This window comes from Arthrobacter arabinosi, from assembly GCF_054511115.1.
Genome location: NZ_JBTNDF010000002.1, coordinates 223,076 through 249,273, shown reverse-complemented (window position 1 = coordinate 249,273; position 26,198 = coordinate 223,076). Strand labels below are relative to the sequence as shown.

The window sequence follows — 26,198 nt, the reverse complement described above, 5'->3', positions numbered from 1 at the left end:
ACGAAGGACAGTCATGACCATGCGACTTGGGGCGCACTCGAAATTCCGTGAGGCACTGGAATCTCTCGCCGGTGCGCAGAAGACATCGAAAGGGGCTCCCGCCTATTCCCGTTACATCAACAGGAGGCTGGGCAGGATCCTCGCGGCAGCCGCCTACACCCGTGGCCTCACTCCGAACCAGGTCACGGTCGTCAGTGCTGCCGCCACACTGTCCGGACTGGCGTTCCTGGTCCTGACGGATCCGACGACGGGCACCGCCTTTCTCGTCGCCGGCCTGCTGGCTCTGGGGTATGCGCTCGACTCCGCGGATGGTCAGCTCGCCCGGCTGACAGGGAAGGGATCGGCGGCGGGGGAGTGGCTGGACCACACGGTGGATGCCTTCAAGCAGGGGAGCGTCCACCTGTGCGTCCTCGTGTGCTGGTGGCGCTACTTCGATCTGGACAGCGCCTGGCTGATCGTTCCGCTCGTGTTCCAGGTGCTGGATACGGTGCACTTCTTCTCCACCCTCCTCATCGACCACCTGCGCAGGGCCCGCCGGTCCGGACAGAGCGTGCCCGCGACGGGACGGTCCTCGTCGGCTGCCTACTCGCTCGCCGTGCTGCCGACGGACTTCGGCCTGCTGTGCGTCCTGTTCGTGCTCCTCGTCGCTCCTCCCGTCTTCGTCGGGGCCTACACCCTCCTCATGCTCGCCAGCGCCGCGTTCCTGGCACTGGCCCTGCCCAAGTGGTACAGGGAGGTGAAGTCGTGGAGCTGAACGAGTACGCGCGGATCTTCCGGCGCCGGTGGGTCCTGATCCTCGTCTCGACTCTCTGCGGCGTGATCGCCGCCGTCGTCGCAACCGGTCTCACGACGCCGACGTTCGAGGCCCAGGCCGCTCTCTTCATCCGGGCGGATTCGGAAGCCAGTTCCAGCTACGAGAATTCGCAGTTCGTCCTGCAGCGCGTGAAGTCCTACCCGGATCTCGTCGACAGTCCCGAGGTGCTCATGCCGGTGCTGCAGGAGCTGGACTCCTCCGAGACCCTGCCCGAACTGATGAAGCGTGTGAGCGCGAGCAACCCCACGGAGACGGTGTACGTGAATGTCACGGCGACTGCCACGACCGCCGACGAGGCAGCCGTTCTGGCCAACCTCGTGGCGTCGAACCTGCGTGACGTCATCCGACAGCTGGAGGGGGGCAACACCGCACGGAATGCAGCGGTGGAGGCGTTCGTCACCGTGCCCGCGGTCGCCCCTGACGCGCCTGCCTCTCCCAACAGCCTGCTGAACCTCGCCATGGGGCTGCTGGCCGGGCTCGCCGTGGGGCTCATCGGTGCCATCCTGCTGGGAGACTCGGGTCGGAGGATCCGGGGGAGCGCCGACGTGCCCCGTTCGTACAACACACCCGTGATCGCCCGCGTCGACAGCCGGCGCGCCCCTGGACGGGCGGCGTCGTCCACGGAGGCCGGGCTCCAGTACCGGAGATTGTTGAGCGCGCTTCTCCTCGCGCGCGGCGGGCACCTGCCCAGACTCCTCCTGCTGGCGGCGGTCGGACAGCACGATGATGCCCAGGCGGCATTCGGTCCCCAGTTCGCGCGCTTCATCGGTGATTCCGGAGCCCGCACCTGCGTCATCGATTCGACGCGGGCGCGCGTCCCCTCCGGGGGGAACGGGGGTGCGGAACCCGGATTCTCGGAGGTGCTCCTGGGTGAGGCAGCAGTGCACGACGTCGTCTCCGTCACCGAGGACCACGCGGCGTACCGGATTCCCATCGGGTCGTCGGCCGACAGGATCACCCGCTCCCGGGCGGCGCGGCAGGGAGCGAGCATCCTGAAGGAACTGGGCGACGACTTCGACGTCACGCTCGTCACGACGTCGTCCGACTCCCATCCGCTGGCGACGTCGACGGTCGCCCCGGTCTCCGAGGCCGCGCTGGTCCTGGTGTCCTACGGCACCCCTGTCACGAGACTGGAAGACGCCCTGCGGGAGCTGCAGGCGGGGGGTGTCGAGGCGGTGGGCGTGGTGCTTCTCCGCGGACCGCGCCGGCGGAGGGTGCGCGAGGCCGGGCACGCCCACGTGAAGGTCCGGACCGTCGGCCGTGGGTGAGACCAGGCCACGCACAGCGATCGCCGTCGTCCTCTGGATCGTCCTGATCGTCGGCGTCACCGAGTGGCGGAAGGGCGTCTACTTCGAGGGCGGCGTCGACGGCGTGGTCCTCGCCAAAGGTGCACTCCAGGCAGGCGCCCTTGTCGCGGCCCTGCTCCTGAGGAGGGCGACGGCCACCGCGTTCCCGGTGGTCGGCGGGCCGCTGCTGGCCGTGCTCGCAATGCTGGCGGTCTCCATGCTCGGTGCGATCCAGTACGGGAACATCGCCGCTTCGGCGGTCCTCGCCGTGCGGATCGTCCTCCTCCTGGTGACGGTCGTCGTGCTCGTGTCCATGTTTCCCCGGGACGAGGTCCTCATGCAGCTGGCCCTTGCCGCAGGAACAGTGGGTGCCGTCCTCGTCGTCTCAGGCATCGGCACGGTCGGCGGCGGCGGCCGGCTGGAGGGGACGATCATCCCGGTGAGCCCCAATGGCCTGGTGGTCCTGTGCGCCCTCCCCGCCCTCGCGGCCATCCACCGCGTGGTCTCCGGGCGTGCGACGATCGGGTCCGTCGCCGCCGCCTGCTTCTTCACCCTGGCGTGCGTAGCGACCCAGTCCAGGACAGCCCTGCTCGGTCTGGCCGTGGCGATCGCCATCCTCGTCCTCTGTATCCAGAGGCTTCAGCGGTCCGTCGCCGTCGCGATGATCGTGTCCGTGCCCGCCCTCGTCCTGCTCGCAGTCCACACCGCCCTGTTCGAGGCCCTGCTCAACAGGGGAGGGAGCGCACCCGATCTCACGCTGAACTCACGCACCATCGCCTGGCAGGTCGTGCTGCAGACCCCTGTGGGGTCCTTGCAGAAGTGGGTGGGAGGCGGGCTGTCCGTCAAGACCGTGCAGGTGCGAGGACAGTACTGGAACGAGCAGGTCCTGGATTCCAGCTGGGTCTCGGCCCTCGCACAGACGGGGCTGATCGGGACGGCCATCCTCGCCGTCGTCGTCACCGCGGTCCTGATCGCCAACCTGCGGGGAGGACGCGGGAATGCGCTGCCGGTCGCCCTCCTCGTCTTCCTCCTGATCAGGTCGTTCCTCGAGACCGGCCTCCTCGACTCGAGCGTCACCTTCCTGGTCTTCGTCGCTCTCGCGTCCACCGTCCCACCCGCGCCTCAGCCGCGGACCGGTCCCACCAGAAGGGTCTCCGACGGGACGCGCATCAGCGCGGCGACGTGACCCGGCAGCGGCCGGGCGACCCCTGACGACCCGACCCCGTCGCTCACGCGGAAGGTCACAGGGTCTGCGACCTCGACGCCGATGAGCTCCAGGTCGTGCGTCGCTTGTCCGGTCGCGGTCCTGAAACTCCCGAGGGTCGGATAGACGGCCGGATCACCGGCCCCCCGTGACCAGACCACGAGCCAGGCCGGGCTGGAACCGGAGACACGATGGAACACGTTCCCCGCCGTCGTCACCCCCATGTCCTCGGCCGATGATTCCTCCGAGTAGTCCTCGACGCACAGCAGGCAGTCGCCCGTCGCGTCCGCGAGCACGTTGTTGCGTACGGCGACCGGTCCGTTGATCCACGTCATCGACGGGTCGGGGAGCAGCCGCCTCGGGTCGTGTCCGGGCGTCTCGCCGTCCGCTGCTCGTCGGGAGTCCTGCACGATGTTGATCGCACGCCCGTTGCCGATGAACGAGTTGTTCCAGATCTCGACGTCGCTGGTGTTGTTGATCTTCAGGCCGCTGCCCTCGTTCTCGGCGACGACGTTGTCCGCGATGACGGCACGGGCGGAGATCTCGACGGAGATCCCGTGGGCGCTGTTGCCGATGACGTCGTTCCCCGACACGGTCATGTCCTCCACCGATTCGTCGAACCAGAGCCCGGTGCCTTCGTTCGCCTCGAACAGGCTGTCCTGCACGCGCACCGTCCGGGTACGGCCGATCTTGAACCCGCCGGCCACGGGGGAAGGGTTGAAGCCCTCGGTGTTGTTGTCCGTGACCTTCAGATCGATCACGGACAAGCCGTCCGCATAGGTGGCGGATGCACCCAGCATGCCGTTCCCGGTCAGGGTGATCCCCTTCAGCCGGGCATCCGGCCCCGACACCGCGAGCCCGGTCGTGGAGGTCTGCTCGATGACGACGTTCTCGATCGAGATGCCGCTGCTCTCCACCGTCACCGCGCCCATGCTGGGCACGGAGGGAGCGAAACGGCGGACACCTATGCCTCTGACGGCGGATCCTCCCGACTGGATCGAGATCGCCTTGGCCAGGGCGCTCGCCCGCACCTGCTTCCCGGACGGATCCGACCCCAGGACCAACCGGTCGCTGTCGTAGTCGACGAAGAAGGAACCGGGGGCCACGTCCTCGGGTGAACCCACCTGGCGCTGCGGCTCCCCGTCGATCCACACCTGGTCGGGATGGGAGGCCATCGGACGCTCGTCATTGACGAACGTCCAGCCCGGCGTCGTGCCGTCCGCCCGGCCGCGCGCGTACGTCGGGCTCGCATCGAACTCGACGGTCCACCCTTCGGCGACGAAGGTTCGCCCCTCCGGCTCGAAACCACGCACCCGTCGACTCCCGTCCAGCCAGACCTCCTCCCCGGGATAGGACTGGAGCGTGATCCGCTTCGTCGTCGGTATCTTCACCTGTTCGTGGTACGAACCGGCCCGGACGACGATGGTCTGCCCGCTGACCGCCCGGCGGACGGCTGCCTTGATGGTCCTCAGCGGGGAATGCCGCGTCCCGCGTGCCGAGTTGCTGCCGGACCGGGACACGAAGAGCGCATCATCGGGGATGGCGTACGCGGTGGACCCCAGAGGGGCGGAGCCGGCACCGGTGCGTCGGTCGGGGGGCTCCGCTCCGGTAGCAGGGTCCGCTTCCGGCTGCGGGAGCCGGACTCCGAGCGACTCGGCGAGAACGGAGTCGGACCACGATCCCGGGCGCCCGCTCGACGGGCTGCTGTCCACCACGGCGCCGGCGACGGCCGCGCGGGCGTCTGCCCGGGGCGGCGCGGGGAGAACGGCTGCCGACACCAGGACGACGGTGCCGAGCAGCACGGCACGGCCGAGCCGACGACCCCGGACCCGCCGATTCCGCTCGATCATGACGTCCCTTCGGCACCCGACGGGGCATCGGACCAGGTTCCGCCGATGTGAGTACCGCCACTCGACAGCATAACCGTCGGGAGGTGAAGGGGGGAGAGGCCGGATGGATGCCGGTCCGGGCCCGCGCCGCGTGCGGTCCGCCGGGATGGCCGGGAGGCCACCTAGGATGAGGACCACGGAGGGGAGGATGTGTTCCGACCCATCCGCATTCGTCATCCCAACGGCTAGCCGAAGGTTCCCATGGACTTGACCGGACAGAAGATCGTCATCGCGCACCCCTCGGCCGACCTGTACGGATCGGACAGGATGATGCTCGAGACCCTCGAGGGGCTGGTCCGGTCGGGTGCGGGCGTCGTCGTCGTGGTCCCGACGGACGGGCCACTGCTGTCCCACGTCCGAGCCAGGGGTGCGGTGCCCCTGGTGGTCAGGACCCTGGTGCTGCGCAAGAATCTCCTGTCGCTGCGGGGGGCCGCGTCGCTGCTCGTCCAGAGCGCCCGGTCGGTCGCCGCCATCGCCCGCTTCCTGGCGCGGCACCGGCCGGACATCGTCTACGTGAATACCGTGAGCATCCCCTGGTGGCCCATCCTCGCGCGCCTGGCCGGGTGCCGCGTCCTGGTGCACGTCCATGAAGCGGAAGGTCACGTGCGTCCCCTCATCCGGCACCTGCTCGCCCTGCCGCTCCTCTTCTCCTCGGAGGTGATCGCCAACAGCCGGTACACCATCCGCGTCCTCGGCCAGTCACTGCCCGGCACGGCGTCGCGGGCGCAGCTCGTCTACAACGGAGTAGCCGGGCCGCTGTCCGTGACGGACCCCCGTGGGCAGCTCGACGAGCCGGTGAAGCTCGTGTACATCGGCCGGATCTCCCACCGGAAGGGCGTGGACGTCGCGATCGACGCTGCCGCGGAACTCCGCCGGCGAGGACGGACGGTGCGGCTGGACGTCGTGGGAGCGGTGTTCGGCGGCAACGAGGAGTACGCGCGCGGCCTCGCCGATCGGATCTCCGGTCAGGGCCTCCAGGACTCCGTCCGGATGCTGGGGTTCAGGGAGGACATCTGGGACATCGTCGAGGACGCCGACATCGTCCTCATCCCCGCGCGGCTCGACGAATCCTTCGGCAACACCGTCATCGAGGCCATGCTGGCGGCCCGGCCCGCCGTGGTCTCGGCCATGCCGGGCCTCCTCGAAGCGGGAACCGGCTACGGCAGTGTCCGGTTCGTCGACCCCGATGACCCCGGCCTGGTCGCGTCGGCCGTGGAAGTGATCATCGACGACTGGTCCCGCTGGAGCGCACTCGCCGTCGACGACCGGCTGCGCGCCCAGGAGCAGCATGCTCCGACGAAGTACCGGGACGAGGTCGTCGCGTCCATCGCCGGGACGGGGACGAGCACGGCCGGGTAGCACCGATCGGTAGCGGTGCCAGGGGGCGCCGGGGCCACCTTAGGCAACACTGGGATGCCGCGGGCCGTCCGGGGTGGCACGATTAGAGCAGAGAATTCTTGCGTAATTGCCGCAGGGGACACCCGACCCGAGGAGCCCGCCGTGCCCGTGATCGACACGCCCGTCACGCTCACCCCGTCCGGGGCCGGGCTGTCCGACGCCGAAGTGCACCGCATCCGCAACGATTTCCCGATCCTCGGCACCGAGGTCAACGGCAGGCCGCTGGTCTACCTCGACTCCGGCGCCACCTCCCAGAACCCGGTGAGCGTGATGGAGGCGGAGCAGGAGTTCTACGAGCAGCGCAACGCGGCTGTGCACCGCGGGTCGCACGCCCTCGCCGTCGACGCCACGGATGCCTACGAGGACGCCCGCGCCGCCGTCGCCCGGTTCATCGGCGCCCGCACCGACGAGCTCGTCTGGACCTCCAACGCGACCGAGGGCATCAACCTCGTCGCCTACGCGATGTCCAACGCGACCCTCGGGCGCGGGGGAGAGGCGGCACGCCGCTTCGCCCTCGGCCCCGGCGACCGCATCGTCGTCACGGAGATGGAACACCACGCCAACCTCATCCCCTGGCAGGAACTCGCGGCCCGCACCGGCGCCGAACTCCGCTTCATCCCCGTCGCCGAGGACGGGACGCTGCGCCTCGAGGAGGCGGAGGCCGTCATCACGCCGGCGACGAAGCTCGTCGCCTTCTCCCACGCGTCGAACGTGCTCGGCACCATCAACCCGGTGGCCGAACTCGTGCGCCTCGCGCAGCGCGTCGGCGCGCTCACCCTCCTGGACGCCTGCCAGTCCGTGCCGCACCTCCCCGTCGACGTGAGGGCCCTGGACGTCGACTTCCTGGTGTTCTCCGGGCACAAGATGCTCGGCCCCACCGGGATCGGTGCCCTGTACGGCCGCAGGGAGCTGCTCGACGCGCTGCCGCCCTTCCTGACCGGCGGCTCCATGATCACCACCGTGACCATGGAGCGCGCGGAGTACCTGCCGTCCCCGAACCGCTTCGAAGCCGGTACGCAGCGCATCTCCCAGGCCATCGCCCTCGGCGCCGCAGCGAACTACCTCGCCGAGACCGGCATGCAGCGCATCGAGGCGTGGGAGACCGCGCTCGGAGCACGCCTCGTGCAGGGACTCGGCGCCGTCGACGGCATCAGGGTCCTGGGGCCGGAGCCAGGCCGTCCCCGCATCGGGCTCGCGGCGTTCGACGTCGACGGCGTGCACGCCCACGACGTCGGGCAGTTCCTGGACGACAAGGGCATCGCGGTGCGCGTGGGCCACCACTGCGCCCAGCCGCTGCACCGCCGCTTCGGGCTCACCGCGACCACCCGCGCGAGCACCTACCTGTACACGACGACGGAGGAGGTGGACGCGTTCCTCGACGCCGTCGCGCTGGTCCGTCCCTTCTTTGGAGCACACCGATGAGCACGGGCCTCGAACAGCTGTACCAGCAGATCATCCTCGACCACGCGAAGGCGCGGCACGGCTCCCCGCTGCGGGACTACGACGGCGCCGGCCGCACGGGCGAATCCCACCAGCTCAACCCGGTGTGCGGCGACGAGATCACCCTGCGCGCAGCCGTGGCCGACGGCACCGTGGACTCCGTGAGCTGGGACGGCGCCGGGTGCGCCATCTCCATGGCCTCCGCCTCCGTCCTCACCGACCTCGTGCAGGGCCTCGGCCGGGACGAGGTGATCGGCCTCGTGGACAGCTTCCGCGAGGTGCTGCGCTCGCGCGGCAGGATCGAGGCGGACGAGGAGGTCCTCGGCGACGCCGCGGCGTTCTCCGGCGTCTCGCGCTTCCCGGCCCGGGTGAAGTGCGCCATGCTCGCGTGGGTCGCGCTCGAGGAATCCCTCCTGGCGGCCAACGCGTAGCAGCGCAGCGGCCATCGGGCCGACCGCCGGTCAGGGGGCCGGCTGCGGGATCAGCATGCTGAAGCACGTCCCGCGGCCCGCCTCGCTCGTCACGGTGATGGACCCGCCGTGCTCGCTGACGATGCTCTTGGTGATCAGCAGCCCCAGCCCCACGCCCTCCACCGACGACGAGCGGGCCGACGACGACCGGAAGAACCGGTCGAAGACCTGGTCCAGCTCCTCGGCCTCGATGCCGATCCCCGTGTCCGCCACGCGGACCGTCAGCCCGTCCTCGCCGAGGGCGGCGTCGAGCGTGATGCTGCCGCCGCGCCGGTTGTACTTGACCGCGTTGCTGACCAGGTTGTCCACGGCCTGCGCCAGCCGTACCGGGTCGGCCACCGCCGCCAGGGTCCGCGGCGCCTCGTTCACCAGGCGCACCCCCGCGCGGGCCGCCCGGACGGCGCCCGACGACGTCGCGTCCGCCAGGATCCTGCCGACGTCCGTGGGGACGGGGTCCACCTGGAACGTGCCCGCGTTGATCGCGAGCAGGTCCTCGACCAGACTCTCGAGGCGCACCGCGTTGCGCCTCGCCACCGCGACGAATCCGGCCACGTCCTCCGGGAGGTCGGCTCTCCGTTCGGCCGTCAGTTCGAGGTACCCGAGGATCGACGTCAGGGGCGTCCGGAACTCGTGGGAGACGTTGGAGAGGAAATCGTCCTTCGCGTGCAGGGCCCGCAGCAGTTCGGTGACGTCGTTGAAGGACACGACGGTCCCCGCGTACGCGCCGTCGTCGTCGTGCATGGAGCGCGAGGAGATACTGAGGGCACGCTGTGACCGTCCCGTCCCCGCCCACACCTGTTCGCCCTCGAGGTCCTCACCGGCGATCGCGCGGAGCACCGGCCGCCGGCCCGGCGGGAGCGGCGTCACCCTGTCCTCGCCGAAGAGCAGCAGCTCGGCCTCGTTCGGGTCGTCGTTGCCGGGTGGCGCGGCCGCGGCGTGGCCCTCGCGCTGCCGGGCGTTCATGAGGATGCCGTGGCCCCGGGCGTCGACCGCCAGGACCCCCACGCTCACGGTATCCAGGACGGTGCCGAGCAGGCGCTCGCGTGCCCGCCCGGCGTCGGCGCTCTCCCGCAGGGCGGCCTGCGAGGCACGCAGGGCTTCCTGCCGCCGCCGATTGTCCTTCGTCAGCTCGCTGACGAACCAGGCGAGGCCGGTGAGCATGATCGGGAGGAGGATGGGGTCGATCACGGCGTCGAAGGTCATCGGTTCGGGCCGGGCGATCAGCGGGAACCAGATGATCGCCAGGGAGGCGACGACGGTGATGGCGACGGCGGTGGCCGTGCGCACCCGGGATGCCGCGATCCAGACCACCGGGAAGGCCGCCAGCAGTCCCACCCCCGCAAGGGCGTCGCCTGCCGCCGCCCGGGCCAGTCCGACGGCCACGAAGTCCAGGAGCGGCACCAGGATGACCCAGCGGCTTGAGATCCTGGACCAGGGCAGGGTGCAGCACAGGGCGAGGACGACGAGGTTCAGGGACCACCCGGCGAGGAAGACGGTCGTCGAACTGAGAGCCTCGCGCTGGGACAGACCCAGGGCGGCGGCCAGGGTGAAGGTGATGGTGAGGGCGAGTTCGCTGAGGATGATACGGCGGCGGTTCCGGGACCGCCCCGCAGTGCGGCCCGAGCTGCCGTCGGCGACCAGGAGGTCGTCCGCTCCCCGCGGCCAGCCGGTGTCCGTCATGGACCGATCCTAGTTCCCGCGCTCCTCGAAGACGTCGGGAATGCCGTCGGCGTCGGAGTCGATCTTCTCCTCCTCGTCGATCCGCCGGTAGTACTTGTTGCGGGCGCGCAGCACCACGCTCGCCAGGAGTGCCGCCAGCACGGACGCGGCGAGGATGGCGACCTTCGCGTGGTCGTCGTGCTCGCTGCCCGCGCCGAAGCTGAGATCGTTGACCAGCAGCGAGACCGTGAAGCCCACGCCGGCGAGGACGCCGACGCCCAGCAGGTCCCACCAGCTCAGCCCCGGATCGAGGTTGGCGCGGGTCAACTTCGTGACGACGAACGTGGTCAGCAGGACGCCGAGGGGCTTGCCGAGGACGAGGCCGAGCACGATCCCGATGAACACCGGATCGGTGACCGCTGATGCGAACCCGTCGACGCCGCCGATCGCCACGCCCGCTGAGAAGAAGGCGAAGACCGGGACGGCGAAGCCCGTGGAGAGCGGACGGAACCGGTGTTCCAGGACCTCGGCCAGGCCGGGCCGGTCCGAGGTCGGCAGCGTCGGCTTCCCGTCGGACTTGTGGAGGACGGGCACGCAGAAGCCGAGCAGCACGCCCGCGACCGTCGCGTGGACGCCCGAGGCGTGCATGAGGGCCCAGGTGGCGATGCCGAGCGGCAGGAGGATCAGCCATGGGCCGCGCGTGGTGGTGCCGAAGAACCTGGGCCGGCGCTGGGCGAGGAGCGCGAACAGCCCGAGCGGCAGCAGCATCCAGAGCAGGTAGACGAAGCTGACGTCCTCCGAGTAGAAGAACGCGATGATCGCGATGGCGATGAGATCGTCCACGACCGCGAGGGTCAGCAGGAAGATGCGCAGGGCGCCGGGCAGGTGTGAGCTGATCACGGCGAGGACGGCCAGCGCGAAGGCGATGTCCGTCGCGGTGGGGATGGCCCAGCCGCGCAGGGTGTCCGGGGAGGACAGGTTGACGGCGGCGTAGATGAGGGCGGGGACGACGACCCCGCCGAACGCCGCAGCCACGGGGACGATCGCGCGGCTGATCCGCCGGAGGTCGCCGGCCACGAACTCGCGCTTGAGCTCGAGTCCCGTGAGGAAGAAGAACACCGCCAGGAGGCCGTCCGACGCCCAGTGGCCCACGGAGAGCTTCAGGTGCCACGGCTCGTAGCCGAACTCGAAATCGCGGATGGCGAAGTAGGAGTCGGAGAACGGGGAATTGGCCCAGATGATCGCGAGGGTCGCGGCGATCAGCAGCAGGATGCCGCCCACGGTCTCCTTGCGGAGGATCTCGGAGATGCGCAGGTACTCGGGGTAGCTGGAGCGCTGCAGGATCACCGGGTGGGAGCCGGCTGGCTTCGGGGACTCGTCGTGGGCCATGGGGTCTCCTGGATGGGGGGCTGCGGCGGGCGCCGCTAGGCGACGAGGGCGCGCACGCCGATCACGGCGGTCGCGGCGCCCAGGATCATCGACGTCGAGATGAGCATGACGTGCACCGTCAGGAACCGCGTGGCGGCGCCCTTCTCGTCGCGGGCGCGCGGGTCCTTGAGGATGCGCCGCAGGAACGGCGGCCACACGATGAGCGTCCAGACGCCGGCGAGGATCAGGACGAGGGCGAGGGGAGTGGGGAGGTCCATGGCGTGCGCGGGTCTTTCGGGTCGACGGGGTGGTGCCGGGGGGCGGGGCCGGTCAGCGCTTCTCGAGCCACTTCCGGGCCTCGACGGCCTGGACGTTGAGGGCCTTGCCGATCATCGGCTCGGCGGCACCGGCGATCTTGCCGCCGAGGAAGGGGATGGAGGAGGTGACGTTCCCCTGCAGGTCGACGACGGTGTCCGAGCCCTGGGTGATGAGCCGCTGGACGGCGGCCACGTTCAGCGGGACGCCGGCGACCGTCATCTCCAGCTTCGCCTCGCGGGAACCGTCAGCGGACGGTGCGCTCCAGTGCTCCGTCTGGGTGACGGAGAGGGTCTCGCCGACGAACTTGCGGGCCATGTCGGGGAGGCGGTCGGTGGGCATGGTGCGGACCGCCGTGAGGACGAACGGGCCGGAGGTGTCGCCATCGACCGTGAGGGACTCGAGGGATCCGCCCACGTACTCGCTCATGTGCCGCACGAAGCCCTCGTCCGTGAAGACGCCGAGCACCGTCCCGGTGTCGTAGGGGAGCGTGGTGGACGCGTTCAATGCCATGGTTCCTCCGGAGATTCAGGGCGGGTGCCGCGGGGGCGACAGGGTCTGGGGTCTCCCGCAATCCTACGGCCTGGCCTCCGCCGGTGCGGTGCCGGATACGAGCCCACGACGGGCCACGGAGAGCGTCGGTGGGGATTGGTAGTGTGGAAGCGTCCCCGGGAACGCACCATGTTCTCGGGCTTTCGTGCTGTCGTCACACCGTTTCCACCCGCTGCCCGAGGAGTCCCACCAGATGAGCCTGAACGGATTGCGCGCGGCGCTCGCCGAGGATGCGTCCTACGCACGCGTGCGGACGAACGCATCGCGCCGTGTCGACGAGCGCAGCGCGGACCTGCAGATCGGCGCACCGGCGGGGATGCGCGCACCCCTGATCGCGGAGATGGTGGACGGCCTCGACGCCGTCCCGGGAACCGACGGCACCGCGCAGGGCGCGGTCCCGGTGGTCCTCGCGATCACCGCGACAGGACGCGAGGCGGAGGACCTGGCGTCGGCGCTGCGCAGCTACCTGCCGGAGAGCGCCATCGAGGAGTTCCCCAGCTGGGAGACCCTGCCGCACGAACGCCTGTCACCGCGCTCCGACACCGTCGGCCGGCGCCTGTCGGTGCTGCGCCGCCTGGCCCACCCCGGGGGTTCCCCCGTCCGGGTCATCACCGCGCCCGTCCGCGCCGTCGTACAGCCACTCGTCGCCGGGCTCGGCGACCTCGAGCCCGTGTCGCTGAAGGTCGGCGACGAGGTTGCCTTCTCCGACGTCGTCAGGGCCCTCTCCGACGCCGCGTACGCGCGCGTGGACATGGTCACGCACCGCGGGGAGTTCGCCGTCCGCGGCGGCATCATCGACGTCTTCCCGCCCACCGAGGACCACCCGGTCCGCATCGACTTCTTCGGTGACGAGGTGGACCAGATGCGCTGGTTCGCCGTCGCCGACCAGCGGTCCCTCACCTCGGGCGAACCGCCGACCGCCCTCTACGCCCCGCCCTGCCGGGAGATCCTCATCACCGCGTCCGTCATGTCCCGGGCCGCGAAGCTGCGGTCCGAGCTGCCCGCGGCCGCATCCATGCTGGAGAAGATCGCCGGCGGGATCGCCGTCGAGGGCATGGAGTCGCTCGCGCCCGTGCTCGTGGACGCCATGGTGCCGTTCATGGGTGAACTGCCGCCCGGCTCGATCGCGGTCGTCCTCGAACCGGAGAAGGTGCGTACCCGGGCCCACGACCTCGCGGCCACGAACGAGGAGTTCCTCGCCGCGGCGTGGTCCACGGCGTCCGACGGCGGCGCCGCGCCGCTGGATCTCGGTGGCGCCCTGGGCGCCGACCTGCAGGAGGCGAGCTTCCGTTCGCTCGCCGACACACGGGCGACGGCGCTCGCCCACTCCGTCGCCTGGTGGGGCATCACGTCCTTCGGGGCCGACGAGGAGCTCGCCGACGTCGACAGCTTCACCCTGCACGCCCGGGAGCCGCGCGGCTACCAGGGCGACGTCGCCGAGATGATGGACTTCATCGGGGGGCGGGTCCGCGACCAGTGGCGCGTCGTCGTCGCCACGGAGGGCCCCGGCCCTGCGCAGCGCCTCGCGGAACTCTTCCACGACAACGACATCCCGACGAGCCGCGTCGAGTCCCTCGAGGCCACCCCGCAGCCGGGCATCATCGAGATCACCACGGCGTGCGCGGGCCGCGGCTTCGTGGTGGACGGGCTCAAGCTCGGACTGCTCACCGAGGCCGACCTCCTCGGCCGCACGAGCGCTTCGGGGACGCGCGACATGCGGAAGATGCCCTCGCGCCGCCGCAACGCCGTCGACCCCCTCCAGCTCAAGGAGGGCGACTTCGTCGTCCACGAGCAGCACGGCGTCGCGAAGTTCGTCGAACTGCTGCAGCGCTCCACCGGGGCAGGGCCCACCCGGACCACGCGCGAGTACCTCGTGCTCGAGTACGCGCCGTCCAAGCGCGGGGCCCCCGGGGACCGGCTGTTCGTGCCCACGGACCAGCTCGACCAGGTGACGCGCTATGTCGGCGGGGACGCGCCGGCGCTGAGCAAGATGGGCGGCTCCGACTGGAGCAGGACCAAGAACCAGGCACGCAAGGCCGTCAAGGAGATCGCCGGCGAGCTGATCCGCCTCTACTCCGCGCGTATGGCGTCGAAGGGGTACGCGTTCGGCCCCGACACGCCCTGGCAGCGCGAACTCGAGGAGGCGTTCCCGTACGTCGAGACACCCGACCAGCTGACCACCATCAACGAGGTCAAGGCGGACATGGAGCGCGAGGTCCCCATGGACCGGCTCGTCTCCGGCGACGTCGGCTACGGCAAGACGGAGATCGCCGTCAGGGCCGCGTTCAAGGCCGTCCAGGACGGCAAGCAGGTGGCCGTGCTCGTGCCGACCACCCTGCTGGTCCAGCAGCACTTCGAGACCTTCTCGGAGCGCTTCTCCGGGTTCCCGGTGCGCGTGCGCGCGCTCTCGCGGTTCCAGACCGCCAAGGAATCCCGCGAGACGGCGGCGGGCCTCACCTCGGGGGCGGTCGACGTCGTCATCGGCACGCACCGCCTGCTGTCGAAGGAGATCTCGTTCAAGGACCTCGGGCTCGTGATCGTGGACGAGGAGCAGCGCTTCGGCGTCGAGCACAAGGAGGCGCTGAAGAAGATGCGCACCAACGTGGACGTCCTCGCGATGAGCGCCACACCCATCCCGCGGACGCTCGAGATGTCCCTCACCGGCATCCGCGAGACCTCCACACTCGCGACGCCCCCGGAGGAACGCCACCCGGTCCTCACCTACGTGGGCCCCTACACCGACAAGCAGGCGTCCGCGGCGATCCGGCGTGAACTCATGCGCGAGGGCCAGGTGTTCTTCGTGCACAACCGCGTCTCCTCGATCGACCGCACCGCGGCGCAGTTGCGGGAGCTCGTACCCGAGGCCCGCATCGCCGTGGCGCACGGCCAGATGACCGAGTCCCGGCTCGAACAGATCATCGTCGACTTCTGGGAGAAGCGGTTCGACGTCCTGGTCTGCACCACGATCATCGAGACGGGCCTCGACATCTCCAACGCGAACACGCTGATCGTGGACCGCGCCGACTCCTACGGGCTGTCCCAGCTGCACCAGCTCCGGGGCCGGGTGGGCCGCGGGCGCGAGCGGGCCTACGCCTACTTCCTCTACCCGTCGGAGAAGCCGCTGGGCGAGGTGGCCCTCGAGCGACTCAAGGCCGTGGCCTCGCACAACGAGCTCGGCGCGGGCATGCAGCTGGCCATGAAGGACCTCGAGATCCGCGGCGCGGGCAACATGCTCGGCGGCGAGCAGTCCGGGCACATCCAGGGCGTCGGGTTCGACCTCTACATCCGGCTCGTCGGCGAGGCCGTCGCGAGCTTCCGCGGCGAGGCCGAGGAGAAGGCGGCGGAGATGAAGATCGAGCTGCCCGTGAACGCGCACCTGCCCCACGACTACGTGCCCGGGGAGCGGCTCCGCCTCGAGGCGTACCGGAAGCTCGCCTCGGCGGTCACGGACGAGGCGATCGACGCCGTCGTCGCCGAGCTCGACGACCGCTACGGGGAGCCGCCGGCCGCCGTCGTCAACCTCATCTCGGTGGCGCGCTTCCGGGTGTCCGCCCGGGCCCTCGGCCTCACGGACGTGGCGCTGCAGGGCAACTTCATCAAGTTCGCCCCGGCCGAGCTGCCGGAGTCCAAGCAGATGCGCCTCACCCGGATGTACCCGGGCTCCACCGTGAAGCCCGCGCTCAACGCCGTGCTGGTCCCGAAGCCGAAGACCGCGAGGATCGGCGGGCGCGACCTCGTGGACGCCGAGATCCTCGACTGGGCGAGGAACGTGCTCGACGCCGTGTTCGCCGCGTAGCCGTCACCCCGGCGGCCGCACGCGAGGAGGCGGCATGGACGTCAGCCGCCTGACCCGCTTCGTCGGCCGTTCCTGCGACGCTCCGCCACCGCGCCGCCACGCGGGTCGACGCGCAGCCGGCGAAGGGCCTCCACCGTCACCGGCACGAGTGCCAGATGGCACAGGGCCAGCGCGACCGTGCTTCGCCCGTCGAAGTCGGCGGGGATCGTCAGGGCGAAGATCGTGCCGATCTCGAGGACGGGGGCGACGATCAGGGCGACGCCCACCACCCACGGCCACCGGGGACGCAGGACGGCGACCACGGCGAGGCCGAGCGCCAGCGGGATGATCGTGAACGCGGCGACGACGACGGCGTCGACCGTCGCCGGCCCCGCCGGCGACGTGAACGCGTAGCCGGCTCCGGCCAGTACGCCCACGAGGAAGAGGACCAGGTTCGCGAGGACCGCCACGCCTACGGCGGTGGCAATGACCCGGGCGGGCGCTGGAGCAGCTGTCGTTCCGGTCATGGGTCCGTTCCTTTCTCGTCGTCCCCGGACTGTTCCGGGGACCGGAGCAGGCATCGGGGCCGTCCAGCCGGCGCCCCCACGCCGATCCATGCGATCCACTGTGAGGCGATCGTCGGACGGGATCAAGGGGCGGCGGGACATGAGAAGAGGCCGCCCCTGCAGGGACAGCCTCTTCTCGCGAGAAACGGGAGCGGCGGGTACGCCGTCGTCGTCGTTACGAGCTGACGCCCGCCGACGTCTCCTTCTCGTCGGTCTGCCTGCCCTCGGCGAGGTTGTACCCGGTGTCCGCGCGGCCCAGGATCCCCTGCGGGATGAAGAACACGAGGAACGAGAGGACGAGGATGGCCGCCATCGGCCAGACGGCGTCCAGGGTCAGCCAGTTGAGCAGGTAGATGCCCAGCAGGAAGGCACCCATGATGATCACGAACACCACGATGTTCCCGATGAGGTGGCCTTCGCCGGCATGCGCAGGCTGCCGCTCCGCGCTGAGGTCGTGTGACATTGGTTCTCCTTGAATGCGTTCGTGCCGTGGGGTCGTGCGGGGGCCGGGTGCTGCGGTCGTGTCAGTAACCTGCCGCGCCCTGTTCGCCCTTAACGATAGCGACTCCGGAGCTGGCCCCGATACGGGTGGCTCCGGCGTCGATCATGGCGCGTGCGTCCGCGAGGGACCGCACGCCGCCCGAGGCCTTCACGCCGAGGTCAGGGCCGACCGTCTTCCGCATGAGGGCGACGTCCTCCACCGTGGCGCCGCCGCCGTTGAAGCCCGTGGACGTCTTCACGAAGTCGGCGTCTGCCTCGACGGCGGCCTCGCAGGCAAGCACTTTCTGCTCGTCCGTGAGCAGGGAGGTCTCGATGATGACCTTGAGGATGGCGCCGTGCTCGTGGACCGCCTCGGCGACCGCGAGGATGTCCCGCACCAGGAGCTCCCGGTCCCCGGCGCGTGCGGCGGCGATGTCGATGACCATGTCGATCTCGTCGGCGCCGTCGGCCACGGCGCCCTGCGCTTCGAAGACCTTGACCTCGGTGGTGGTGGCGCCGAGGGGGAACCCGATCACCGAGCAGGTGAGGACACCGGTGTCCTTCACCGCCGTGCGCACGGTGCTGACCCAGACGGGGTTCACGCAGACGGACTTGAAGGAGTACTCGACCGCCTCGCGGCACACCGTGAGGATCTGCTCACGGCCGGCGTCGGGCTTGAGGAGCGTGTGGTCGATGTAGGAGGCGAGGGATACGTCGTTAGGCATGCTCCCATCCTTCCATGCCGGTCCGAGCCCGCCGTCGAGGGAGCGCAGAAGACCGGCAGGACGGCGTGTTGCCGGTCCTCTCCGCCCTCTCGGCGAGAGATCAGAGGCCGAGGGCCCCGGCGACGTCGCGCTTGACCGCTTCCAGGCGCACGCGGGCGGTCTCCTTGGCGTCCCCGAGCCCGGCGGGGGATCCGACGGGCTCCACCACCTCCAGGTAGCACTTGAGCTTCGGTTCCGTGCCGCTGGGGCGGATGATGACCCGCGTCCCGTCCTGCGTGAGGTACAGGAGCCCGTCCGTGGGCGGCAGGTGCGCAGAGCCCTCGGCGAGGTCCTCGGCGACGCGGACGGGGGAGCCGGCGAAGGACGACGGCGGGTCCTCCCGCAGCCTGCCCATCATGGTGCCGAGCAGGCCGAGGCTCTCCACGCGGACCGAGAGCTGGTCGGCGGCGTGCAGCCCGTGCTCCAGGGAGGCGTCGTCGAGCAGGTCGAAGAGGGTGCGGCCGGCGGCCTTCGTCGCGGCGGCGAGTTCGGCGAGCAGCAGGCCGGCGGAGATGCCGTCCTTGTCCCGCACCAGGTCCGGGGCCACGCAGTAGCCGAGGGCCTCCTCGTAGCCGAAGGTGAGGCCGTGGACGCGGGCGATCCACTTGAACCCGGTGAGGGTCTGCGCGTGACGGATCCCGGACGCCGCGGCGATCCGGCCGAGCAGGCGGGAGGAGACGATCGAGTTCGCGAAGACCGCGGGCCCGGCGGCGTCGCCGCGGGTCTGCCCGGCGGCGGCCGCATCGGTGCCGAACCGGGCCGCGAGGTGCAGTCCGAGCAGCGTGCCGACCTCGTCGCCGCGCAGCATGCGCCATGCGCCGGTCGAGGGTTCACGCGCGGCGAGGGCCACGCGGTCGGCGTCGGGGTCGTTGGCGATCACGAGGTCCGCGTCGACCTGCGCCGCGGTCCCGAGGGCGAGATCGAGGGCGCCCGGCTCCTCCGGATTGGGGAACGCGACGGTGGGGAAGTCCGGGTCCGGTTCGGCCTGGCGTTCGACGACGGTGACGTCGTCGAATCCTGCCGTCGCGAGGACCGCCTGCGCGGTCCGGCCGCCGACGCCGTGCAGCGGCGTGAGGACGATGCTCAGGTCCCGGTCCGTCAGGGCGGGGTCGGCGAGGGCCGAGACCGCGGCCACGTAGTCGGTCTCGATGGCCTCGGGGAGGACGGTCCACCCGGAGGCCGCGAGCCGGATGTCGCGGACGGCGGCGATGTGGGCGGCGATCCCGGCGTCGTGCGGGGCCACGATCTGGACGCCGCGGGCGTCCTCCTCGACCGCCCGCCCGCCGAGGTAGACCTTGTATCCGTTGTCCTGCGGCGGGTTGTGGCTGGCGGTGACCATGATGCCCACCTCGCAGGCGAGGGCGCGGATCGCGTAGGCGAGCACCGGCGTCGGCAGTTCGCGGGGCATCAGGAACGTCTCGATGCCGGCGGCGGTGAGGATGGCCGCGGTCTCCTCGGCGAAGATCCGCGAGTTGTGGCGGGCGTCGAACCCGACGACGGCGCGGGGTGCATACGCGCCGGCCGCGAGGTCCAGCGCGTGCGCGGCGACGCCGGCGGCGGCCCGCCGGACCACGACGCGGTTCATGCGGTTGGGGCCGGCACCGAGGGCTGCCCGCAGCCCGGCCGTGCCGAACAGGAGCGGCCCGGAGAAGCTGTCCTGCAGTTCCTGCACCGCGGAGGGGTCGCCTGAGCGGACGCGCCCGGTCAGGGTCCGGAGTTCCTCCGCCGTCCGCGGATCCGGGTCGGTGTCCGCCCAGGCGTCGGCGGCGGCGAGGAGCGTGTCCGGTGCGTCGGTGATCATGCGGGTCCCTTACGTGGATCGGCGGTTGCCCGGCACGCCCGCGGGGAGGGCGGGCGCGGGCCTGGACCGCGGGGTGGCGGAGGCTAGAGCGTGGCGACGATGTCGGCGAGCAGGCGCGAGATACGCGGTCCCGCCGCCGTACCGGCCTCGAGGACCTCGGTGTGGCTGAGCGGGACGGGGCTGATTCCGGCCGCCAGGTTCGTGACCAGCGAGATCCCGAAGACCTCCATGCCGGCGTGCCGGGCCGCGATGGCCTCGAGCGCCGTGGACATGCCCACGAGGTCGGCGCCGATGCGCTTGGCGTACCGGACCTCGGCCGGCGTCTCGTAGTGGGGGCCCGTGAACTGCGCGTAGACGCCCTCCTCGAGCGTCGGGTCCACCCGGCGGGCGAGATCGCGGAGGCGGGAGGAGTAGAGATCCGTGAGGTCCACGAACGTCGCACCCTCGAGCGGCGACGACGCCGTGAGGTTGATGTGGTCGCTGATCAGCACCGGGGTGCCGGGCTGCCAGTGCTCCTGCAGGCCACCGCACCCGTTGGTGAGGATCATCGTCGTCGCGCCCGTCGCGGCCGCCGTGCGGACGCCGTGCACCACGGCCCGCACGCCCTTGCCCTCGTAGAAGTGGGTGCGGGCCCCCAGGACCAGCGCGCGTTTGCCGTGGGGGGTGAGGACGGAGCGGATGGTGCCGGTATGGCCGACGACGGCGGGCGCCGAGAAGCCGGGGATGTCCGCGGCGTCGAGGGTGTGCGTGGTCTCGCCGATGAGTCCCGCGGCCTCCCCCCAGCCGGAGCCGAGGACGAGCGCGGTGTCATGCCGGTCGATGCCGGTGGCGCGGGCGATGTGGTCGGCGGCGTCGCGGGCCAGGTCGAAAGGATCAGAAGTCACCGCTACAACTTACCCTCTGCGGAAAAGGATCCGGGTCAGGCCGCGGCATGGGCCCCCTGACGCGCGTGCACGGCATTTCCCGCGTGTCAGTGGCATGCGCGATGATGAGACCGTGACGAACCAACTCGATCTCAGTTCACTGCGCCTGGCGATCCTGGGCGGCGGGCCCGGCGGCTACGAAGCGGCGCTGGTCGCCGCGTCCCTCGGCGCGAACGTCACCATCGTGGAGCGCCAGGGCCTCGGCGGGTCGGCCGTCCTCACGGACGTCGTGCCCTCCAAGACCCTCATCGCGACGGCCGACACCATGACGCGCTTCACGGACGCGAGCGGGCTCGGTGTGCGGTTCTCCGAGGACAGCAAGGTCTACGCCGACCTCGACAAGGTCAACCAGCGGCTCCTGAAGCTCGCCGTCGAGCAGTCCTCCGACATCCGCGCCACCCTGGAACGCCTCGGCGTGCGCGTCGTCATCGGCACCGGCAGGCTGCTCGACAACCACCGCCTCGAGGTGCAGTCCGGGGGCGAGACGAGCATCGTCGAGGCCGATGCCGTGCTCCTCGCGGTCGGCGCCACGCCGCGCGAACTGCCCAGCGCCATGCCCGACGGCGAGCGCATCTTCAACTGGACGCAGCTCTACAATCTCCGGGAGATCCCGGACCACCTGATCGTCGTCGGCTCGGGCGTCACCGGGGCCGAGTTCGCCAGCGCCTACAACGGGCTCGGCTCCAAGGTCACCCTGATCTCCAGCCGTGACCGCGTACTGCCGGGCGAGGACGCCGACGCCGCCGAGGTCCTCGAGGGCGTGTTCAAGGACCGCGGCATGACCGTCCTGTCCAAGTCCCGGGCCGAGGCCGTGGACCGCACCGACGACGGCGTCGTCGTGCGCCTGTCCGACGGCCGGACGGTCGAGGGCAGCCACTGCCTCGTGGCCGTCGGCGCGGTCCCCAACACCACGGGCATCGGCCTGGAGGACGCGGGGGTCGCCGTCAGCGAGTCAGGGCACATCACGGTGGACGGCGTCTCGCGCACCACGGCGTCCAACGTGTACGCGGCCGGCGACTGCACCGGTGTCTTCGCACTGGCGTCGGTGGCAGCGATGCAGGGCCGCATCGCCATCGCCCACCTCATGGGCGATTCCGTGAGCCCCATCAAGCTCAAGCAGGTCGCCTCGAACATCTTCACCTCCCCGGAGATCGCGACCGTGGGCGTGACCGAGGAGGACATCGAGTCCGGGCGGTACCAGGGGGACGTCGTCAAGCTCTCCCTGCACACCAACGCGCGCGCCAAGATGATGAACGTCAAGGACGGCTTCGTGAAGGTGATCTCCCGCAAGGGCTCCGGCACGGTGATCGGCGGCGTCGTCGTCGGTCCGCGGGCATCCGAGCTGATCTTCCCGCTGGCGCTCGCCGTGACCAAGAAGCTGCACGTGGACGACGTCGCCAACACGTTCACCGTGTATCCGTCGCTGACCGGGTCCATCTCGGAGGCCGCACGCCGCCTGCACGTGCACACCTGATCCCCTCGGGTGGCGGGTCACCGATGTCCGGATGGTGGACACACTTATCCACCTGATGGACGCCGGTGGTCAGATGTTGGCATTCACCTGACGCACGGACACCGTGCTGCGTGAGGCCCCGGGCCCCGCGGCGGCGTCCCGTTCCACGAAAGCCGACATCCATGACCTCCTCCACTGCCGCCAGCGCCGGCGGAACCACGAAGCCGCTGAACTCGCGGGGCAAGGTGATCTTCGCCAGCCTCATCGGGACGACGATCGAGTTCTACGACTTCTACATCTACGCCACGGCCGCCGTGCTGGTGTTCCCGGCCCTGTTCTTCCCGAACCAGACCTCCGCGAACCAGCTGCTGAGCTCGTTCGCCGTCTTCGGGGTCGCGTTCGTCGCCCGGCCGCTCGGGTCCGTCGTCTTCGGCCACTTCGGCGACAAGATCGGGCGCAAGGCCACCCTCGTGGCCTCGCTGCTCACCATGGGGATCGCGACGTTCCTCATCGGCCTGCTGCCGGCGGCGACGAACGACGGCTGGGTCTTCCTGGCCCCGCTGCTGCTCGTGGTGCTGCGCTTCCTCCAGGGCCTCGCGCTGGGCGGCGAGTGGAGCGGTGCGGCCCTGCTGGCCACCGAGAACGCCCCCCAGGGCAAGCGCGCCATCTACGGGACGTTCCCGCAGCTCGGCGCGCCGATCGGCTTCATCCTCGCCAACCTGCTGTTCGTCCTCCTCAGCACCGTCCTCAGCCCGGAGGAGTTCCTCGAGTGGGGCTGGCGCGTGCCGTTCCTGCTGAGCGCGGTCATGGTGCTCATCGGCCTCTACGTCCGGCTCAAGCTCATCGAGAGCGCGTCCTTCCAGAAGGTCCAGAGCGAGGGCAAGGTGGTGAAGGTGCCGCTCGGAACCACGTTCCGCCTGCACTGGCGGGCACTTATCCTCGGCACGTTCATCATGTTCGCGACCTACGTGCTGTTCTACTTCATGACCGCCTTCACCCTGACCTACGGGACCTCGCCGTCGAGCGTGGAGCAGGCCCGGGCGAGGGCGGAAGCGGCCGGCAAGGAGTTCACGGACGCGCAGGCGGCCTCGTTCGTGCCGGGCCTGGGCATGGACCGCACCGACTTCCTCTGGATGCTGATCATCGGCGTCGTGTTCTTCGGCATCTTCACGCTCGTGTCGGGGCCCCTCGCCGAGCGCTTCGGCCGGCGCAAGATGCTCCTCGTGACCACCGTGGGCATCGCCGTGTTCGGTCTCCTGTGGGCGCCGCTGTTCGGGGCCGGGACCGTGGGTGCCATGGCGCTGCTGATCATCGGCTTCATCCTGATGGGCCTGACCTTCGGCCCCATGGCCGCCGTCCTGCCCGAACTCTTCCCCGCCAACGTCCGGTACACGGGCTCGGCGGTCGCCTACAACGTCTCCAGCATGATCGGCGCCGCACCGGCCTCCTTCATCGCCGTGGCGCTGTGGCAGGCCGCGGGCGGGAGCACCGTCCTCGTGGGCGCCTACCTGAGCGTGGCCGCCGTCGCCACGTTCATCGCCCTCTGGGTCTCGCGGGAGACCCGGGACCACGACTACGAGAACAACGTCGCCTGACCGGTCCCGCCCCCGGGCCACGCCCGACGGCGCCGCACCTGCCCGGGTGCGGCGCCGTCGTCGTTCCTGCGGTGGTCCTGGGGTGGTCCTGCGGCATCCTGCACGGCACGGCCGGCGTCGCGCCCCGACCAGCGGCGTGTCCTGACGCGGCATGCATCCCGGCCGGCCGGGCGCGTGCACGAGGCCACCATTTTCCCCGGCTCCCTGCCCGGCCCGTACACTGGACCGGAAGTCGGCTGACCACATTCCCGGACGCGCGCGGATCGTCCGCGCCCGGAACGTCGCACGGCGGGGTAGCGGAAGCAGGTGGCATGGAGAAGCAGGCACTGGCCGGGAGGTACGCCCTGGGCGAGCGTGTCGGCTCCGGCGGGATGGCGGACGTCTACTCGGCCAGGGACACGCGGCTCGACCGGGATGTCGCCGTCAAACTGTTCCGCCCTGGTATCGCCGGCGGTATCGAACGGGGTTCCGCCGAAGCCCGGATGCTCGCCGGGCTCGACCACCCCGGATTGGTCCGTGTCCTCGACATGGACAGCGGTGACGACGCCGGCACCACCGCGGATGCCGCGGACACCGGACGTACGGCGTATCTGGTCATGCAACTCGTCGAGGGGCCGGATCTCGGGGTGCTGCTCAGGAGCGGTGGTCCGCTCGCCCCCGAGGAGGTCCGGCTCCTGGCCCTCGACCTGGCCCGCACGCTGCACTACATCCACGGCCGCGGCATCGTGCACCGCGATCTCAAGCCCTCCAACGTCCTGACCCGCCAGGCCGATCCGCACAGCGGCCTGTTCCGCTACCTGCTGACGGACTTCGGGATCGCCCGCTTCTTCGACGGTTCACGCCTGACGGACACCGGTCAGGTGATCGGCAGCGCCGCCTATTTCAGCCCCGAACAGACCCGGGGCGACGGGGTGGGTCAGCCCTCGGACATCTACTCGCTCGGGCTGGTACTGATCGAGGCCCTCGCGGGGGAGCGCGCCTTCCCCGGGACCGGTATCGAGAGCGCACTGGCACGACTGCACCGCAGCCCGTCCATCCCGCACTCGGCCGGCCCTGCCCTGTCGGCGCTCCTGGTAGCCATGACGCTCGACGAGCCGGCGGACCGGCCCGACGCCGCACGCCTGGTGCAGGCGCTGACGGCCATGGGCCCCCAGCACGACGGCGGGAGCGCGGCGACCACCGTGCTGTCCGCCGGTGCATCGACGACGACGGCCCTGCCTCCGGGCGGCGCGGCGCGGCGCACGACCGCCTGGGACGTGCAGGAGCCGACCGCGGAGACAGCCGGTACCGCGGCCACACGTGCAGCGGACCCGGGGAGCGCCACCGCTGCCACGGCCGCCGGGCCTCCCACCGTCGCCCTGGATGTGTCGGACCCCATGGACCGGCCCGCGGACGAGCGCTCGCCTTCCACGCCGGAGCCGGCGGCCACCGCCCGCCCTTCCGGTACCCGCCGTCCTCCCGCTCGCCGTCGCCACGTCCTTCCGTGGCTGGTCACGCTGCTCGTCGTCGGCCTCCTGGCGGGTGCGCTGTGGGCCTTCACCCTGACCGCCCCGGACCCGGGACCGGACGTCCAGCCATTGCCGGCAGTACCCGGCGAGACAGGCGAGAAATTGCAGGAACTCTACGACAGCGTGCAGAGATGATGGGCGTCCGCAGGCCCATGCTGCCCGTCCTGATCGGTGCCGCGCTCCTCCTCGCGGGCTGCGCCGGAGACGCGATCGACCCCGGCGCGGCCGGAGACCTCCAGGCCGACGTCCGCGCCATCGCCACGACGGCTGCCGCCGGCGACGCCGACGGCGCCATCGTCCTGGCCCAGCAACTGAAGGGCGAGGTCGACGCCGCCCGGACCGACGGCAGTGTCACCGAGGACCGCGCCACCCTGATCGACCTGCGCATCGATGCCCTGATAGCGTCCCTCGAGGCGGGCCGGGTATCCACGGGGGCACCGGACGGAGCACCGGCGGACGGTGGGCCGCCGGACGAGGCCGCGCCGGCCGATCCCGTGCCGGCCACGACCCCCGCGCCACCGGACCAGGAGCCCGTCGTCCCGTCGACCCCCGCCCCCGAGCCGGCTGCTCCGGATCCCGCAGCCCCTGCCCCTACCGTCCCGGCACCCGCCGACCCGGTGCCCGACGACGGCGCCGGTGACGGCAGTGACGACGGCGGCGACAGCGGTGACGACGGCGACGACGGCGGCGACGACGGCGTGGGTGGCGACGCCGCCGGGAGCGGCTCCACGGACGGTCAGGGCGCGGCCCGCGATACGCCGGCGGGCGGGGCAGCGACGGGGCCCGGCACCGGTGGCGAATCGCAGGACCCCGCGGGCGAGCGACAGCGCAAGGCGAACGAGAAGGCCGCCGAGAAGGCGCGGGAGGCGGCCGCGACACGGGCGGAGCAGCCGCCCTCGAAGGGCCCGGCCGACAAGTAGCGTCAGCCGGGCCGGTGT

Annotated in this window: 21 protein-coding genes; 11 read left to right on the top strand and 10 right to left on the bottom strand. The window is 71.0% G+C overall.

The features are described 5' to 3' along the window. The first annotated feature begins 13 nt into the window (after positions 1-13). The 3 genes from ACX80P_RS05385 to ACX80P_RS05375 are packed head-to-tail and all read left to right on the top strand — an operon-like array spanning position 14 to position 3,286. Positions 14-754 carry a CDP-alcohol phosphatidyltransferase family protein gene (locus tag ACX80P_RS05385; protein WP_459277022.1) on the top strand — a complete coding sequence of 247 codons (741 nt, stop codon included), beginning with the start codon at positions 14-16 and terminating at the stop codon, positions 752-754. Beyond that, complete coding sequence (locus ACX80P_RS05380; RefSeq protein ID WP_459277021.1) at positions 745-2,082, top strand: Wzz/FepE/Etk N-terminal domain-containing protein; 1,338 nt, start codon at positions 745-747, stop codon at positions 2,080-2,082. Before ACX80P_RS05385 ends, ACX80P_RS05380 begins: the two co-directional genes overlap by 10 nt. Further along, positions 2,075-3,286 carry an O-antigen ligase family protein gene (locus tag ACX80P_RS05375; RefSeq protein ID WP_459277020.1) on the top strand — a complete coding sequence of 404 codons (1,212 nt, stop codon included), beginning with the start codon at positions 2,075-2,077 and terminating at the stop codon, positions 3,284-3,286. The genes ACX80P_RS05380 and ACX80P_RS05375 overlap by 8 nt, the downstream gene beginning before the upstream one ends. Here the strand turns inward: ACX80P_RS05375 and ACX80P_RS05370 are convergent. Then, complete coding sequence (locus tag ACX80P_RS05370) at positions 3,223-5,154, bottom strand: right-handed parallel beta-helix repeat-containing protein (RefSeq protein ID WP_459277019.1); 1,932 nt, start codon at positions 5,152-5,154, stop codon at positions 3,223-3,225. The two genes, ACX80P_RS05375 and ACX80P_RS05370, sit on opposite strands and share 64 nt — an antisense overlap. A gap of 240 nt (positions 5,155-5,394) precedes the next feature. Between ACX80P_RS05370 and ACX80P_RS05365 the strand changes: the two genes are divergently transcribed. The 3 genes from ACX80P_RS05365 to sufU all read left to right on the top strand — a co-directional run bounded on the left by ACX80P_RS05365 (position 5,395) and on the right by sufU (position 8,462). Beyond that, positions 5,395-6,552, top strand: coding sequence for a glycosyltransferase (locus tag ACX80P_RS05365; protein ID WP_459277018.1), 1,158 nt, complete (start codon positions 5,395-5,397; stop codon positions 6,550-6,552). A gap of 141 nt (positions 6,553-6,693) precedes the next feature. Then, entirely contained in the window at positions 6,694-8,013 is a 1,320-nt protein-coding gene (locus ACX80P_RS05360) for a cysteine desulfurase (protein WP_459277017.1), read from the top strand. Then, positions 8,010-8,462, top strand: a complete 453-nt coding sequence (gene sufU, locus ACX80P_RS05355; protein ID WP_459277016.1) for a Fe-S cluster assembly sulfur transfer protein SufU — start codon at positions 8,010-8,012, stop codon at positions 8,460-8,462. Before ACX80P_RS05360 ends, sufU begins: the two co-directional genes overlap by 4 nt. Positions 8,463-8,492: 30 nt before the next feature. Here sufU and ACX80P_RS05350 read toward each other — a convergent pair whose 3' ends face one another. From ACX80P_RS05350 to ACX80P_RS05335, 4 genes are read right to left on the bottom strand one after another with little or no spacing between them, the layout of a single operon-like run. After that, on the bottom strand, positions 8,493-10,181 hold the full coding sequence (locus tag ACX80P_RS05350) for a sensor histidine kinase (protein WP_459277015.1): 1,689 nt from the start codon (positions 10,179-10,181) through the stop codon (positions 8,493-8,495). Between the two features lie 9 nt (positions 10,182-10,190). Then, a complete protein-coding gene (gene nhaA, locus ACX80P_RS05345; RefSeq protein WP_459277014.1) occupies positions 10,191-11,549 on the bottom strand; it encodes a Na+/H+ antiporter NhaA in 1,359 nt (452 codons plus the stop codon). 35 nt (positions 11,550-11,584) lie between these two features. Next, a complete protein-coding gene (locus tag ACX80P_RS05340; RefSeq protein WP_459277013.1) occupies positions 11,585-11,806 on the bottom strand; it encodes an SCO4848 family membrane protein in 222 nt (73 codons plus the stop codon). Between the two features lie 52 nt (positions 11,807-11,858). After that, positions 11,859-12,356, bottom strand: coding sequence for a DUF2505 domain-containing protein (locus tag ACX80P_RS05335; RefSeq protein WP_459277012.1), 498 nt, complete (start codon positions 12,354-12,356; stop codon positions 11,859-11,861). Between the two features lie 232 nt (positions 12,357-12,588). On the opposite strand from ACX80P_RS05335, the gene mfd reads away from it, so the two are divergent. Continuing rightward, positions 12,589-16,191, top strand: a complete 3,603-nt coding sequence (gene mfd, locus ACX80P_RS05330) for a transcription-repair coupling factor (RefSeq protein WP_459277011.1) — start codon at positions 12,589-12,591, stop codon at positions 16,189-16,191. A 41-nt stretch (positions 16,192-16,232) separates the two neighbouring features. Here the strand turns inward: mfd and ACX80P_RS05325 are convergent, their stop codons facing one another. The 5 genes from ACX80P_RS05325 to ACX80P_RS05305 all read right to left on the bottom strand — a co-directional run bounded on the left by ACX80P_RS05325 (position 16,233) and on the right by ACX80P_RS05305 (position 20,665). Beyond that, entirely contained in the window at positions 16,233-16,697 is a 465-nt protein-coding gene (locus ACX80P_RS05325) for a hypothetical protein (RefSeq protein WP_459277010.1), read from the bottom strand. A 214-nt stretch (positions 16,698-16,911) separates the two neighbouring features. Beyond that, on the bottom strand, positions 16,912-17,199 hold the full coding sequence (locus ACX80P_RS05320) for a hypothetical protein (protein WP_459277009.1): 288 nt from the start codon (positions 17,197-17,199) through the stop codon (positions 16,912-16,914). Positions 17,200-17,260: 61 nt separating this feature from the next. Further along, positions 17,261-17,941 carry a deoxyribose-phosphate aldolase gene (deoC, locus tag ACX80P_RS05315; RefSeq protein WP_459277008.1) on the bottom strand — a complete coding sequence of 227 codons (681 nt, stop codon included), beginning with the start codon at positions 17,939-17,941 and terminating at the stop codon, positions 17,261-17,263. Positions 17,942-18,041: 100 nt separating this feature from the next. Next, positions 18,042-19,781 (bottom strand): phospho-sugar mutase, encoded by a 1,740-nt coding sequence (locus ACX80P_RS05310; RefSeq protein ID WP_459277007.1) that lies wholly within the window; start codon positions 19,779-19,781, stop codon positions 18,042-18,044. A gap of 83 nt (positions 19,782-19,864) precedes the next feature. Further along, complete coding sequence (locus tag ACX80P_RS05305; RefSeq protein ID WP_459277006.1) at positions 19,865-20,665, bottom strand: purine-nucleoside phosphorylase; 801 nt, start codon at positions 20,663-20,665, stop codon at positions 19,865-19,867. A 112-nt stretch (positions 20,666-20,777) separates the two neighbouring features. On the opposite strand from ACX80P_RS05305, the gene ACX80P_RS05300 reads away from it, so the two are divergent. From ACX80P_RS05300 to ACX80P_RS05285, 4 genes are all read left to right on the top strand, one after another. Beyond that, positions 20,778-22,178, top strand: a complete 1,401-nt coding sequence (locus ACX80P_RS05300; protein WP_459277005.1) for an NAD(P)H-quinone dehydrogenase — start codon at positions 20,778-20,780, stop codon at positions 22,176-22,178. Between the two features lie 161 nt (positions 22,179-22,339). After that, on the top strand, positions 22,340-23,752 hold the full coding sequence (locus ACX80P_RS05295) for an MFS transporter (RefSeq protein WP_459277004.1): 1,413 nt from the start codon (positions 22,340-22,342) through the stop codon (positions 23,750-23,752). Between the two features lie 311 nt (positions 23,753-24,063). Beyond that, the gene (locus tag ACX80P_RS05290) at positions 24,064-25,395 is read left to right on the top strand and encodes a serine/threonine-protein kinase (protein WP_459277003.1); all 1,332 of its coding nucleotides are present in this window, start codon (positions 24,064-24,066) and stop codon (positions 25,393-25,395) included. Next, positions 25,392-26,180 carry a hypothetical protein gene (locus tag ACX80P_RS05285; RefSeq protein ID WP_459277002.1) on the top strand — a complete coding sequence of 263 codons (789 nt, stop codon included), beginning with the start codon at positions 25,392-25,394 and terminating at the stop codon, positions 26,178-26,180. Before ACX80P_RS05290 ends, ACX80P_RS05285 begins: the two co-directional genes overlap by 4 nt. Positions 26,181-26,198: the final 18 nt, after the last annotated feature.

Coding starts and splice junctions, on each gene's coding strand:
- sufU (WP_459277016.1), top strand. CDS start 8,010: ATGAGCACGGGCCTCGAACAGCTGTACCAGCAGATCATCCTCGACCAC.
- deoC (WP_459277008.1), bottom strand. CDS start 17,941: ATGCCTAACGACGTATCCCTCGCCTCCTACATCGACCACACGCTCCTC.
- ACX80P_RS05385 (WP_459277022.1), top strand. CDS start 14: ATGACCATGCGACTTGGGGCGCACTCGAAATTCCGTGAGGCACTGGAA.
- ACX80P_RS05310 (WP_459277007.1), bottom strand. CDS start 19,781: ATGATCACCGACGCACCGGACACGCTCCTCGCCGCCGCCGACGCCTGG.
- ACX80P_RS05335 (WP_459277012.1), bottom strand. CDS start 12,356: ATGGCATTGAACGCGTCCACCACGCTCCCCTACGACACCGGGACGGTG.
- ACX80P_RS05295 (WP_459277004.1), top strand. CDS start 22,340: ATGACCTCCTCCACTGCCGCCAGCGCCGGCGGAACCACGAAGCCGCTG.
- nhaA (WP_459277014.1), bottom strand. CDS start 11,549: ATGGCCCACGACGAGTCCCCGAAGCCAGCCGGCTCCCACCCGGTGATC.
- ACX80P_RS05290 (WP_459277003.1), top strand. CDS start 24,064: ATGGAGAAGCAGGCACTGGCCGGGAGGTACGCCCTGGGCGAGCGTGTC.
- ACX80P_RS05370 (WP_459277019.1), bottom strand. CDS start 5,154: ATGATCGAGCGGAATCGGCGGGTCCGGGGTCGTCGGCTCGGCCGTGCC.
- ACX80P_RS05320 (WP_459277009.1), bottom strand. CDS start 17,199: ATGTCACACGACCTCAGCGCGGAGCGGCAGCCTGCGCATGCCGGCGAA.
- ACX80P_RS05285 (WP_459277002.1), top strand. CDS start 25,392: ATGATGGGCGTCCGCAGGCCCATGCTGCCCGTCCTGATCGGTGCCGCG.
- ACX80P_RS05365 (WP_459277018.1), top strand. CDS start 5,395: ATGGACTTGACCGGACAGAAGATCGTCATCGCGCACCCCTCGGCCGAC.
- ACX80P_RS05350 (WP_459277015.1), bottom strand. CDS start 10,181: ATGACGGACACCGGCTGGCCGCGGGGAGCGGACGACCTCCTGGTCGCC.
- mfd (WP_459277011.1), top strand. CDS start 12,589: ATGAGCCTGAACGGATTGCGCGCGGCGCTCGCCGAGGATGCGTCCTAC.
- ACX80P_RS05325 (WP_459277010.1), bottom strand. CDS start 16,697: ATGACCGGAACGACAGCTGCTCCAGCGCCCGCCCGGGTCATTGCCACC.
- ACX80P_RS05340 (WP_459277013.1), bottom strand. CDS start 11,806: ATGGACCTCCCCACTCCCCTCGCCCTCGTCCTGATCCTCGCCGGCGTC.